The organism is Pedobacter aquatilis (genome assembly GCF_030409415.1).
GTDB lineage: Bacteria > Bacteroidota > Bacteroidia > Sphingobacteriales > Sphingobacteriaceae > Pedobacter > Pedobacter aquatilis.
Window position 1 is genome coordinate 49,556 of record NZ_JAUFPW010000009.1, and the last position, 13,195, is coordinate 62,750.

Sequence of the window (13,195 nt, forward strand, 5' to 3'; positions counted from 1 at the left end):
CCTTTCAAGAGCGGCTTTTTTTATCCTAATTTTTTGGCTCGAATTTGGTTATATTTATATAAGAGTTCAATAAAATGATTTCTTCGTTATGGAATTAACTGAATTGATACATCTATATTTTGTATTAAACACAAAAACAAATGAAAAAGCTAAAAATATTTTTGAGTGTAATTTTTGCTGCAACTTTAACGCAGGCAATGGCTCAAACCGACAAAGAAACTACCGCAAGGATAATAACTGAACAATATTATACTTTTAATGCGAATACGGCTTTGCCAATGGCGAACAACGATATCAATCAAATATTAAGGAGTATGCCTGGAGCGATGGGCGGCGGAACAATAAACCTAACTGGCTCACAGTACGATTTAAAGGTTACAAAAGACAGCGTTGTGGCCTACTTACCATATTATGGAAGGGCATTTAATGCACCATATAATCCAACAGAAGGCGGTATTAAATTTAAATCTAAGGATTTTAGCTACAAGCTTTCTAAAAACAAAAAAGGTTCTTATACTGTAAACATTAGAACGAAGGATTTAAAACAGGAGAATTTCCAGCTTACATTGATGGTTTCGCAAAATGGTTATGGCAATCTTTTTGTTTTTAGTAATAATAAGCAGTCTATAAATTTTCAGGGTACATTAGCCGAGCCTAAAAAGGATTAATGGACTACACAAATTGTACATAATCGTGATTTCGTTCTTAGTGAAGAGGTCTCTAAATTTACAGGAAAGCTCTTGAATATAAGTTTTAGAATTTGGTACAAAGATTTCTCGGCTGCGCTCGAGATGACGATACTGTAATAGTTGTTATCACCAAACCGTCACCTCGACCGTAGTGGAGAGGTCTTTTAAACCTACGGAAGAATTGCCATTTTGAAATGACGGAATTCTATCAGGTGCTTTTCAAAGAATATTACTTCTTGCTAATCTTAATTTCAAAAATGTAAGGCCATTTTTTACCTGCAACAAAAAGTCGTTTAGATGCTTTATCATAAGCGATACCATTTAAAACATTATTGCCTCTTGCATCATCCGTTTTAAAATATTCCTTAACGGGAAACAAACCATTCAAGTCAATTTTGCCTTCAACTGCACCCGTTTTAGGGTTAATGATTACAATATCGTTTGTTAGATAAACGTTTGCGTAGATTTTACCATCGATAACCTCAAGCTCATTTAATTGCGAAATAGCACCTTTATCATCATAAACATCTATTGAGCCAATTTGCTTGTAGGTATTCTTATCAAGATAGTAGATGGTATTGGTTCCGTCAGAATTAAGGATTTTTTCGCCGTCAAAGGCTAAACCCCAACCTGCCTGACCCACTGAAAACGGAAGTTGTTTAATGAGTTTAAAAGTGTTTTTATCGTATTCAAATGCCGTTTTTTCTTGCCAGGTAATTTGCAATATTTTGTTATCAACAACTGTTATACCTTCTCCAAAATAAGCAGTATCCAATTTCACTTGTTGAAGCGTTTTGCCACTTTTAACGTCTATTTTTTTTAAAAAGGAATTTCCCTTTTCGCCAGTGCCTTCATAGAAAAAACCATCGTGATACTCTAGTCCTTCTACATAAGCGGTTGTGTCATGCGGAAATTTTGAAACAATTTTGTAAGTATATAAATCTGGTGCTTTATCCGAAAGAATATTAACATTTGTTGTTAAATCATCCGATTCGCTGCCGTTGTAAATCTTAGCAGTAATGATGTGGTTTCCTAAGTTTAAACCTTCGGTTTTAAGCTTTACCGCAGCAGTATCAGTTTTGGAAATAGCCTTAGTGGTATCGATTAAGTAAACAACAGAATCTACAGCTTTCTCTTTACCAAAAAGCACTTTTACCTCTATTTCATTACCAGATTTTACGTTTAAGCCAATTAATGGCGATGTAAAGCTTCGGTAAGTCGATGTTTCTTCTTTACACGAGCTTGCGAAGCTAATTGCAACCGCAATAAAAAATAAGGTTTTGATTCTGTTAATCTTCTGGCCAAAAAGCATCTTCAATATGGTTTAATGTAAATGTATTATCTTTTTTAAAAGTGATGGCAATTATGTCAAAACGGATTTCATTTTGATGGTTCATAATTTCTATATAAGCCAATGAGCCTAATTCCATTTGCTTTTGTTTTCTTTTCTCTACAAAATCTTCTGGTTGCCCAAAGGAAACCGATGTTCGACTTTTTACTTCAACAAACACCATAATTCCATCTTTATAAGCAATTAAATCTATTTCGGCTTTGCCATGAACCCAATTTTCGTCTAAAATTTCGTAATGGTTTTCCTCGAGATAAGCCTTGGCAATTTCTTCACCCTTTCTTCCTAAATCGTTATGCGCAGCCATATTTTGAATTAGTGGATTATTGAATTTTGAATGATAGAATGTAGCAGTTAAAACCTTAAAAATCCTTTAATCTAGTAAATTCTATTCCTATTTTACAATTACAGAACCCAAGAATTTTGATATCTCCCGCTCAACATTTTTAATTACGCCGTAGCGTTGCATTAATATCATCTGGTTATCTCCATCTGTTTCATCCTTAATTTCTTGCAGTAAAGAAGTTAAAATCCTATCAACCTTTCTCTTTTTTAAATGAAATATCCCTCCTAATATAGTCGCTTTTAAATTCATTGATTCATCTTTAACATATATTAAATGTTTGTTTAACCAATTTTCACTTAAAGCGTAAGGCGAGGTAGATAAAGTTATCGCCAAATCTGCAATTACCCTGTCCTCGTGTTTTATAAAATAATTAGCAGTTGGTAGTCTGCCATTATCAAGTTCAATTTTGTAAAACTCTGCAATCTGTTTACACACTGAATTTTCAAACTCCACATCAGCTAAATTCTGTACAATGAATGAACCAATGTACATATCATCAATGTTATCCCAATTAACAAATTCGTGTCCGTAAGCAAGCAACAAACGGATAATTTCCTTTTCCTGATTTTCATCTGTTTCAGCTACCTGAGTTGTAACCGGCCCTGCATTATCATCCCAAAAATCATCTGGTGGTCCGAGTGGCTCCGGAGGTCCGGAATTGTAATTGTTATGACTAGCTCTTTGATTACTTTCGAATGCCTTTTTGCTCTTGCTGGCACGCATTTTATTAAGCTCAGACATTAGAATACTTTCCTCAATCTGTAATAAACTGCTACTTTCTCTAATAAAAACAGAAGCCTTTATCGGGTCGGGAATTTTAGCAATACTTTCTACAATATCCCGAATAATACCTGCTCTTTTAATCGGATCGTTTCCGGCTTCTTTTAATAAAACATTTGCTTTATATAAAATGAAATCCTTTCGATTTTCTTCAATGTAGATTTTAAATGCGCCTGCACCTACATGATGCATATAAGAATCAGGATCATGTCCGTCAGGGAAGGAAACAATTTTTACGTTTAATCCTTCTTCCAAAATCATATCCAAGCCACGCAAAGAGGCTTTAATACCAGCGGCATCACCATCAAAAAGAATAGTTACGTTTTGCGTAAAACGACCAATTAATTTAATCTGCTCTACCGTTAGTGATGTACCCGATGAAGCCACCACGTTTTCTACACCAGCCTGATGAACGGAAAGCACATCGGCATAACCTTCGGCAAGGTAACAGTTGTCTAAATCGCGGATGGCTTTTTTAGCATGAAACAAACCATAAAGCACATTCGATTTATGGTAAATTTCACTTTCTGGAGAGTTTACATATTTTGGAACATTTTTATCAGTTTTGAGTGTCCGACCACCAAAACCAATAACTCTGCCTGTAAAATTATGAATGGGAAACATTACACGGCCGCGAAACCTGTCGTAGATTTTTCCATTATCATTTTTGATAGATAAACCGGTTTGTTCCAGAAACTCTAGTTTATGCCCGGCGCCAACTGCTGCCTGTGTCATTGCATCCCATACATCGGGCGAGTAACCAACTTCAAACTTCTTTAAAATATCTTCTCTAAAACCACGCTCTTTAAAATAGCTAAGCCCTATGGTTTTACCTTCTTGTGTGTTCCACAGCTGGTTTACAAAGAAAGCAGAGGCAAATTGAGAAACCACATATAAACTTTCCTTTGCATTTTGCGCCTCAGTGTCCTGGGCAGAAAGTTCAGTTTCCTCAACCTCAATATTATATTTATTGGCTAAAAATTTAAGGGCTTCCGGATAAGAATATTTCTCATGGTCCATGATAAAGCGAACAGAATCGCCACCTTTACCACAGCCAAAGCACTTATAAATTCCTTTGGTAACCGAAACATGGAAGGAAGGTGTTTTCTCTCCGTGAAAAGGGCAATTACCAATTAAGCTTGTTCCGCGTTTTTTTAAATGTACGAAATCCCCAACAACCTCCTCAATACGGGCGGTATCCATTATCTTATCTATCGTTTCGCGGTTTATCATTTAGGCTTTAGGTTTTAAGTGATACGTTGTACGTGTACCGACTTGAAGCATACTTAGGTTTTAGGTTTAAGTGATACGTTGTGGGTTTACCGATTTAATTTGCAGTACCTATGACACCTACCAACTTAAAACGTATAACCTTTAACTTTAACGAACCAAAGGCAATAACTGGTCGGCAACTAGCTTATTGCCTGTTTCATTTAAATGCACTCTATCACCAGTTAAAATTCCTTTTTCTTTATCCTCCGGATTATTTTTTGCTTCGTATTCTGTAAAGATTTTTCTTAAATCACAAAGCGGAAGATTGTTTTTAGCTGCTAATTGTCTAATGCCTTCAGCATATTTGTTCAAATCGGCATCAAGTTCATTAGTACCATCTTTTTTCTCACCAACAACGGATGGTGTTACTAATACAACTTTACTTCCTGTAGCTTGAATTTTATTAATTAAAGCCTGATAAAATTTAAGAAATTTATCATAATCGGTTCCTGTATGTGACGATTGTTTGTGCCAAACATCATTAATACCTACGTAAATAACAACTAAATCTGGTTTTTTACTTAAAACATCATCTTCAAGGCGTAAATACAAATCATAAACCTTATTCCCCCCGATTCCGGCACCCATTACAGTATATTTAGTAGAATCCAAGGCCTTTTTGATTAAGGTTACGTAACCATTGGCAGATACACCTTGTTGTGTAATAGAGTCGCCAAAAAAAACAATTCTTTTAGGCTTGACTGTCATAGATGTTAAAGTAATTATACATACAGAAAAAAATAGGGCGACTTTTAATGTGGCTCTCATCGTTTTATTTTTAATATTTAGTTTGATTATTAGACTGGAAAGTAAATTTATAAATTGAAAATCGATATACCAAAGTATAACAGAGGTTTGACGTTGATATAAGTTTTCAAAGCCCAATTCAAATAGATATAATAATCGAAAATTGATCTAACTCACACCCTAGCGCTCAGCTTAACTGGCATCCTAATATTTTTACCTAATTTAAAAAACGTATTACGCATTGAGATTCCCACATTCTTAAGAATGACAACACTCGAAAAAGCTATTTACCTTTTTCCAACTTATAATCTTTATGCAGAATTAAGAAACTAGCTCTTTCTTCCTTTTTAAAAGGATAATCCCAATTTCCCTGGTAAGTAATTTTTGTAGGCAGTTTATCTTCTCCAAAATAGCCCATTTCGATATTCATCTGCACATCAAAATCGAAAAGCATATTGCTGTATTTCATATCAACATATCGGCCCAAAATATTGAAATTCCTTTTATCAAAAATGGTTACCAGTTCTTTAATCATTATTCCATCCTTGGTCCAACTGCTTAAATCTGGTTTTACAGAAACTTTAAAACGGTAAACGGGGATAGAATCGAGATAAGTTCCGCTGGTAAAGCCATAATCATAATACTGGCGCATGTTGGCGGTAAAAATTTCAGTTTTGCTACCAATGAATGGTACTTTTACTGGTCGTCCTGGATTAAAAATTAAAGTTTTCAGCTTGCTTTTATAACTTTCGTTTGTACCGCCTTTACCATCACCAGCAGGTGCATTAGGCACAAAATCGGTATTGTAAGCATTCATAAATATATAATCAAACATCTCTACAGTATAAAGCTGATACTTCCCATTCTTTTTATACATTTTACCTTCGTCTTCCTTTACCAAATATTCCATGCGATAAGGTCCGCTGTTGTTATGTTTTATCTTACGATAAATTTTTCCATCAACCTTGTTCTTTTTGTCATAGCTATATATGCGATTTTCGGCAATAAAACTATAGCGTTTCATATCACGAAATGATTGGTAAAAGCTGGTATCGTTGATAATGGCATTGATAAAAGTTTCGATATTTAATCGCTCTGCCTTAACATTTACAGCACCAGAATCCAATGTTATCGTTTTAACAGTATCAGGATTAAACCTATCGATAACTTGACTATAAACCTGTGATATTAAGAGCGTAAAGGATATTAATAAGATTATTTTTTTCATGTGGTGATGAGTGGTCAAAAATGATGCCTCTTTATGGATGGAAGATGTTAGATGGATAATGGAAGATTGTTTTCCTCTCACCCATTTTACATCATCACATTTTACATCAAAAGCTAGTTTCCAAGTTGCTTAAGCGCAATGTAAGCCATTAAACCCGTTGATATTTTTAAGGCATCTTCATCGATATCAAACTTTGGTGTATGCACTGAATGCGTAGTGTCCTTTGCTGCATTTCCAGTACCTAAGCGGTAGAAACAAGCATCAGTTACCTGTGAGTAAAAAGAAAAATCTTCGGCAGCCATCCAAATATCCAAATCAATAACGTTTTCTTTGCCAAGAAAATCTTCGGCGAAACTTCTTGCATTGGCCGTTAATTTTTCTTCGTTAATTAAAAAAGGATAACCTTTATGAATGTCAAAGTCACAGCTTCCGCCCATACTTTCGGCAATACCCTCGGCCATTTTTTTCATTCTTTTATGTGCCTCTGCACGCCAATCTTCGTCTAAAGTTCTAAAGGTGCCTTCAATTTTAACTTCGTTAGGAATGATATTGGTTGCACCGTTCGCCGTTACCTTTCCGAAAGATAGAACAGATGGTAAACGAGGGTCGGCATTTCTACTTACAATTTGCTGTAAGGCAATAATAATGTGTGAGGCAATTAAAACCGGATCGATATTTTGATGCGGTTGCGCACCATGACCACCTTTTCCCGTAACGGTAACGTACAATTCATCCGTTGAAGCCATGTAAATTCCCGAACGAAAACCAACTTTACCAGACTCAATAAGCGGCATTACATGTTGACCGACAATGTATTGAGGTTTCGGATTTTCCAAAACGCCTTCTTTAATCATTATGCTCGCACCGCCTGGTAGTAATTCTTCAGCAGGCTGAAAAATTAATTTTATAGTACCACCAAACTCATCTTTTAACTGATTAAGAATGTATGCCGTACCTAAAAGAGATGAAGTGTGTACATCATGACCGCAAGCATGCATTATACCCTGATTTTTTGAGCGGTAAGGCTTATCGCTGTCTTCATGTATAGGCAAAGCATCCATATCTCCACGGAGCGCAATAATTTTATCAGACGGTAGATTCCCTTTTATTAATCCAACAACACCGGTATTTGCACAACTTGTAAACTCAATGCCCCATTTTGTAAGCTTATCCTTTACATATAATGATGTTTCAAATTCTTTAAAAGATAATTCGGGATTGGCGTGAATATGGCGGCGATAACCTACAACGTCATTAAAAATGGTTTCGGCTAAATTTTTGATTTTATCTTTGATCATCAGTTATGGTATCTAAAGTAGGCGCATTAATTTTTTCCCTAAAAATAAATAGTGTTGGGAAAGTTGGACGAAGCTCGCTCATTAATCTCTGCGCTTCTAATTTTGTTCTAAAATCACCAACCCTTAAATAATAGTTTGGCTCTTTATAAATGATATAAGTATTAATTTTTGGGTAACTGCTTTTAAAGCGAGATTGTTGGTTAAACATTTCCCGCCTGTCTGAACCGTAAAAAACCTGAACCCGGTAACCATATCCAGAAACAATTGGCTTATTTGTTTTCGTTACAACATCGCCCCCGGTTCTGTAAACCTCTAGCCTTTTTGCAATTAAACTATCAATTAAGGGATCTTTAATTACATTAACTTCGCCTTTCTGTGCAAAGGAAGTAGCGTAAATAAATAAAGTAAAGATTATTGAGTAAAATATTTTCATGATGTTATGACATCGCTGGCGATAAAATGTTTTAAAACAAGAATGCCGAACTTTCTGCAAAATTCGGCATTCTTTATGGGTTGTGCAAATGCTAGTTTATATCTTGCATTTACATGAGTCAACATTTAACCTTTTATTTTTTTGGCTCAAGCTTAAATTCATAAACTTTAGGGTCATACTTCATCATTGCACCAGTTGCAGCATCAATCGGGAAACCTAGAAGACCAATAACATTTAATACTGTTACCGGATTAAATGTTGTAGTAGGTTGAAATGTTTTTGTTTCGTAGCCTGCCAATTTAAAACTTACGGTTTGACCTGTAAATCCCTTCTTCAAGGTTACATCCATTGGCGTAACGCCAACTTTAGCCCCATCTACTTCAATATCTGCAGCAGGCGGATCAGTTTTAAAATTTACAGTTTGTTTTGTACCGGTAAAGACGGTAGCGCAGCTAGATAGCATGAGTGTTGCCGAGATGGCAAAAATGATAAAAATTCTTTTCATTTTTGTGTGTTTTTGTGTGTCTCTAAATATATAGCAAATTCTGAATAATAAGAATTTAGTTATAAATAAAAAGCCCTGACAATTGTCAAGGCTTTGATATTTACAGTTTTTAAATTATTTGAATCTCATATATCTAATGTCACATAAAAGCACAATAATCATTTATAAAAATGGGTAAGCGAGTAAAAATAAATTAAATGCTTAGCTCGTCAGGATTTTGGTTAGTAGGCCAAATCGTATGAATGACTACAAACTATCGTTACTCTCATAAAATATAATATAATCGGAAATAATTAACCTCTAACATTTTCAATAGAAGATTGAATTCCCAAATTTGGATTCTTGATAAGTAATTTTATTTGCTTATTAAATCTGTTGTAAAGCTTTGCAGAATATTTCTTATTTCCATTTCTATTAGCATAAAATTCAAGAATATTGAAGAGCTTTATTTTTGCCTTATGCGACCAGATTATTTTTTTAGCCATTTATCAACTTCATCTTTTAGCGTAGAATTTTCTACAATTAAGCCATTTTTAATTTGCTCTTGGGATGAATTGATTTCTGATTTTTGTTCTGGTGATAGCTCTATTTTCTTGTTTTGAATTTGTGGATCAATTATATTCACCCCAAACTCCTTTAGAACTTGCCTTATCATAGAATTTTTTTCTTCTGGAATTTCTATTGTTAATGTTTCCATAGCCTAAAAATACTAAAATTAATTCATATTCCTTAAAATGCAAAAGCCGAGTTTAAATAAACTCGGCTTTGATATAATAATACTTAAAATTAATCTTAAAGATTCGCTCCGTGGCAGTTCTTGTATTTTTTACCACTACCGCAAGGGCAAGGTTCGTTACGACCAATAGTAGCTTCTTTACGTATTGGCTGTTGTGGAACCGCTTCGCGGGTATCACCAAATTCGATTCCTGGTTGCTCTGCACCAAACTCTTGTTTAGTAGTTTGCAATTTAGGTTGTTTTACCGGTGCTGGTGCTTCTCTTACCTCATCTGGTTCTTGCTGAACTGGAATACCGCCTTTATACAAGAAACTTACAACTTCTTTATTTACCGCATTAAGCATGTTTTTAAATAAATTGAAAGCTTCCATTTTATAAATTACCAATGGGTCTTTTTGTTCGTAAACTGCATTTTGAACAGACTGCTTTAAATCGTCCATTTCACGTAAATGCTCTTTCCAGCTATCATCAATTAAGGCTAAAACAATTGTTTTTTCGAAAGAACGAACAACTTCTTTTCCTTTATTATCGATTGCCTTTTTCAAGTCAACAGCAACCTGAATACCGCGAATACCATCTGTAAAAGGGACAACAATTTGCTCGATATGCTCGCCACGTTCTTCAAAAACCTGCTTCAATACCGGCATAGATTGCTCTATAATTGCATCAGATTTACGAGCGTAGAATGCTTCAGCTTCGCCAAAAAGTTTTTCGGTAAGTGTTGCAACATTTGTTGATGAAAATTCCTTTTCAGTGATTGAAGTATCAACCGAGAAGTTTTTAATCACTTCCAGTTTAAAACCTTCGTAATTTGACTCTTCTTTGTATTCGGTTACGATATCTTCAGCAACATCGAAAACCATGTTATTCATATCAACATCTAAACGTTCTCCGAATAATGCATTTTTACGTTTAGCATAAATTACAGTACGTTGAGAGTTCATCACATCATCATACTCTAACAAACGTTTACGAATACCAAAGTTGTTCTCTTCTACTTTTTTCTGTGCTCGTTCGATTGATTTGGTAATCATAGAATGTTGAATCACTTCTCCATCTTCGATACCCATACGAACCATAATGCTTGAGATTCTTTCAGAACCAAATAAACGCATTAAGTTATCTTCTAATGATACGAAGAACTGAGACGAACCTGGATCACCCTGACGGCCAGCACGACCACGTAACTGTCTGTCAACACGACGAGATTCGTGACGTTCGGTACCTACAATCGCCAAACCACCTGCTTCTTTGACACCTGCACCAAGCTTAATATCCGTACCACGACCAGCCATGTTTGTTGCAATGGTTACTGTACCTGCCTGACCAGCTTCGGCAACAATATCTGCCTCTTTCTGGTGCATTTTAGCGTTTAATACATTATGCTTAATACCACGTAGTTTCAGCATACGGCTTAACAACTCAGAAATTTCTACTGATGTTGTACCAACCAATACTGGTCTGCCAGCTTCAGTTAATTTTACAATTTCATCTGCAACTGCATTGTATTTTTCACGAACCGTACGGTAAACGTAATCTTGCTCATCTCTTCTAGAGATATTTCTATTGGTCGGAATTTCGACAACATCTAATTTATAGATAGACCAAAATTCGCCAGCTTCAGTAGTAGCTGTACCCGTCATACCACAAAGTTTATGGTACATACGGAAATAGTTTTGTAAGGTTACCGTAGCGTAAGTTTGCGTAGCATCTTCAACCTTAACATTTTCTTTAGCCTCAATTGCCTGGTGTAAACCATCTGAGTAACGACGACCATCCATAATACGGCCCGTTTGCTCATCTACAATTTTAATCTTTCCTTCATCGATGATGTATTCAACATCAATTTCGAATAAAGTATATGCTTTTAATAATTGATTTACAGAGTGGATACGCTCTGCCTTAACAGAATAATCACGCATTAAAGCATCTTTTGTAGATACTTTTTCATCCAATGGTAAATCAGATTTTTCTAATTCTGCAATTTCAGTACCTACATCAGGTAATACAAAGAATTGAGGGTCTTCACCAGATTGGGTAATTAATTCAATACCTTTTTCGGTTAATTCTACCTGATTATTTTTTTCATCGATATAGAAGAACAATTCAGAATCTACCTTAGGCATATTCTTAGATTGATCTGCCATGTAATAGTTCTCTGTTTTCAATAACAAACCACGAACACCACTTTCACTTAAGAACTTAATTAAAGCTTTGTTTTTAGGCAAACCACGGTAAGCACGTAATAAAGCTAAACCACCCTCACCTTCTTCAGTACCTGTATTACCAGCATTAATTAACTTCTTAGCTTCGTTTAATGATTGCGTAACATAAGCTTTCTGAGCATTTACCAAACGTTCAATCCTCGGCTTTAACTCATAAAATTCGTGTTGGTCGCCATGCGGAATTGGACCCGAAATAATTAATGGCGTACGAGCATCATCAATTAAAACTGAATCGACCTCATCCACCATTGCAAAGTGAGGTTTACGTTGAACCAATTGGTCTGGCGTTTGCGACATATTGTCACGCAGGTAATCGAAACCAAACTCATTATTTGTTCCATAAGTAATTCCGGCTGCATAAGCTTTTCTACGTTCTTCAGAATTTGGTTCGTGTTTATCAATACAATCAACACTAATTCCGTGGAATTCGAATAACGGACCATTCCATTCGCTATCTCGACGGGCAAGGTAATCATTCACCGTTACTACGTGAACACCTTCGCCAGCCAAAGCATTTAAGTATGCAGGAAGCGTACTTACCAAAGTTTTACCCTCACCGGTTGCCATTTCGGCAATTTTACCGCTATGCAATACAATACCACCAATTAACTGGACATCGTAGTGAACCATGTTCCATACCACTTCAGTTCCGGCAGCATCCCAACGGTTAGCCCATTGTGCTTTATCGCCAACTATTTTAACATTGCTCTTACGTGCGGCGTAATCTCTATCAAATTGCGTTGCGGTAACTTCCAGGTAATCGTTTTCACTTAAACGGCGGGAAGTTTCTTTTACCACAGCAAAAGCTTCCGGTAAAATTTCTAGCAATACTTTTTCTAATTCAGTATCTCTTTCTTTACCTAAAGCATCTACTTGCTCGTATAAAGCTGTTTTTTCGTGAAGTTCTAAATTCTCACCTTCAGCTTCAGTTTTTAATGCTGAAATCCTACCATCAATATCTTCTAAAAAAGCAGAAATTCTACCTTTAAATTCAATTGTTTTAGCCCGTAACTCATCGTTACTTATTGAAGATAACTTTGCATATTCTTCATTTATTTTAACAACTAATGGCTGTATAGCCTTTATATCTCTTTCCGATTTACTTCCGAAAACCTTCGCTAAAAATCCTAACATTATATTCTAATTCGTAATTATTAATAAAAAAATGGTGTGTTACAACAACCAAGCCATGACATTTTGCAAGTCATTTTGGCTGTTGATTGTATAAATGATAAAAAGGTCTTAGGGAAAGACACTTTGATTGAAGAGATTAAGGACTGTTATTTTTAGGCTTTTTCCTTATGGTTAAATCACTAATTACTTGATTAACACTAATATATTTAGCTGTTTTTACTGGAGTTTTTGTTCCAATTAAAGCAAGACTACTGTAAGATAGTAGATATGGATTACGATCTTCGTTAAGCTGAACTGAGCCATGAGCCGAAGAATTAATGTTTATTTTATGCTCAGTACAATATTCATTTAATATTCTAAGCCCTTCAACACGCTCCGCTTTGGCTAAATGTGTTAAGCTAAAAAATACAAGGGATATGGTAACGAGGTGTTTCATTAATTAGCGGCAAAGCTA

At 35.4% G+C, this 13,195-nt stretch carries 12 protein-coding genes; 1 reads left to right on the plus strand and 11 read right to left on the minus strand.

The features are described from left to right. Window positions 1-140: 140 nt before the first annotated feature. Window positions 141-668: a DUF4251 domain-containing protein gene (locus QWY86_RS02330; RefSeq protein WP_290238277.1), complete on the plus strand. Its 528-nt coding sequence runs from the start codon at window positions 141-143 to the stop codon at window positions 666-668. A gap of 250 nt (window positions 669-918) precedes the next feature. On the opposite strand, the gene QWY86_RS02335 is transcribed toward QWY86_RS02330, so the two are convergent. The 11 genes from QWY86_RS02335 to QWY86_RS02385 form a co-directional block, all read right to left on the minus strand. Continuing rightward, entirely contained in the window at window positions 919-2,001 is a 1,083-nt protein-coding gene (locus tag QWY86_RS02335) for a glutaminyl-peptide cyclotransferase (protein WP_290238279.1), read from the minus strand. After that, window positions 1,979-2,344 (minus strand): YraN family protein, encoded by a 366-nt coding sequence (locus tag QWY86_RS02340; protein ID WP_290238280.1) that lies wholly within the window; start codon window positions 2,342-2,344, stop codon window positions 1,979-1,981. Before QWY86_RS02340 ends, QWY86_RS02335 begins: the two co-directional genes overlap by 23 nt. A gap of 87 nt (window positions 2,345-2,431) precedes the next feature. Further along, window positions 2,432-4,396, minus strand: a complete 1,965-nt coding sequence (gene dnaG / locus QWY86_RS02345; protein ID WP_290238282.1) for a DNA primase — start codon at window positions 4,394-4,396, stop codon at window positions 2,432-2,434. Between the two features lie 147 nt (window positions 4,397-4,543). Continuing rightward, window positions 4,544-5,320: an SGNH/GDSL hydrolase family protein gene (locus tag QWY86_RS02350; protein WP_290238284.1), complete on the minus strand. Its 777-nt coding sequence runs from the start codon at window positions 5,318-5,320 to the stop codon at window positions 4,544-4,546. A gap of 145 nt (window positions 5,321-5,465) precedes the next feature. Next, window positions 5,466-6,410 (minus strand): hypothetical protein, encoded by a 945-nt coding sequence (locus QWY86_RS02355; RefSeq protein ID WP_290238286.1) that lies wholly within the window; start codon window positions 6,408-6,410, stop codon window positions 5,466-5,468. A gap of 113 nt (window positions 6,411-6,523) precedes the next feature. Then, a complete protein-coding gene (locus tag QWY86_RS02360; protein WP_290238288.1) occupies window positions 6,524-7,708 on the minus strand; it encodes a M20 metallopeptidase family protein in 1,185 nt (394 codons plus the stop codon). Continuing rightward, a complete protein-coding gene (locus QWY86_RS02365; protein ID WP_290238290.1) occupies window positions 7,695-8,141 on the minus strand; it encodes an SPOR domain-containing protein in 447 nt (148 codons plus the stop codon). The genes QWY86_RS02360 and QWY86_RS02365 overlap by 14 nt, the downstream gene beginning before the upstream one ends. Window positions 8,142-8,274: 133 nt before the next feature. After that, the gene (locus QWY86_RS02370) at window positions 8,275-8,646 is read right to left on the minus strand and encodes a PEGA domain-containing protein (RefSeq protein ID WP_290238292.1); all 372 of its coding nucleotides are present in this window, start codon (window positions 8,644-8,646) and stop codon (window positions 8,275-8,277) included. A 469-nt stretch (window positions 8,647-9,115) separates the two neighbouring features. Next, window positions 9,116-9,343 (minus strand): hypothetical protein, encoded by a 228-nt coding sequence (locus tag QWY86_RS02375; protein ID WP_290238294.1) that lies wholly within the window; start codon window positions 9,341-9,343, stop codon window positions 9,116-9,118. Between the two features lie 95 nt (window positions 9,344-9,438). After that, window positions 9,439-12,741, minus strand: coding sequence for a preprotein translocase subunit SecA (secA, locus tag QWY86_RS02380; protein WP_290238297.1), 3,303 nt, complete (start codon window positions 12,739-12,741; stop codon window positions 9,439-9,441). Between the two features lie 136 nt (window positions 12,742-12,877). Beyond that, window positions 12,878-13,177, minus strand: a complete 300-nt coding sequence (locus QWY86_RS02385; RefSeq protein WP_290238299.1) for a hypothetical protein — start codon at window positions 13,175-13,177, stop codon at window positions 12,878-12,880. Between the last annotated feature and the right edge of the window lie 18 nt (window positions 13,178-13,195).

Coding starts and splice junctions, on each gene's coding strand:
- QWY86_RS02330 (WP_290238277.1), top strand. CDS start 141: ATGAAAAAGCTAAAAATATTTTTGAGTGTAATTTTTGCTGCAACTTTA.
- QWY86_RS02335 (WP_290238279.1), bottom strand. CDS start 2,001: ATGCTTTTTGGCCAGAAGATTAACAGAATCAAAACCTTATTTTTTATT.
- QWY86_RS02340 (WP_290238280.1), bottom strand. CDS start 2,344: ATGGCTGCGCATAACGATTTAGGAAGAAAGGGTGAAGAAATTGCCAAG.
- dnaG (WP_290238282.1), bottom strand. CDS start 4,396: ATGATAAACCGCGAAACGATAGATAAGATAATGGATACCGCCCGTATT.
- QWY86_RS02355 (WP_290238286.1), bottom strand. CDS start 6,410: ATGAAAAAAATAATCTTATTAATATCCTTTACGCTCTTAATATCACAG.
- QWY86_RS02360 (WP_290238288.1), bottom strand. CDS start 7,708: ATGATCAAAGATAAAATCAAAAATTTAGCCGAAACCATTTTTAATGAC.
- QWY86_RS02365 (WP_290238290.1), bottom strand. CDS start 8,141: ATGAAAATATTTTACTCAATAATCTTTACTTTATTTATTTACGCTACT.
- QWY86_RS02370 (WP_290238292.1), bottom strand. CDS start 8,646: ATGAAAAGAATTTTTATCATTTTTGCCATCTCGGCAACACTCATGCTA.
- QWY86_RS02375 (WP_290238294.1), bottom strand. CDS start 9,343: ATGGAAACATTAACAATAGAAATTCCAGAAGAAAAAAATTCTATGATA.
- secA (WP_290238297.1), bottom strand. CDS start 12,741: ATGTTAGGATTTTTAGCGAAGGTTTTCGGAAGTAAATCGGAAAGAGAT.
- QWY86_RS02385 (WP_290238299.1), bottom strand. CDS start 13,177: ATGAAACACCTCGTTACCATATCCCTTGTATTTTTTAGCTTAACACAT.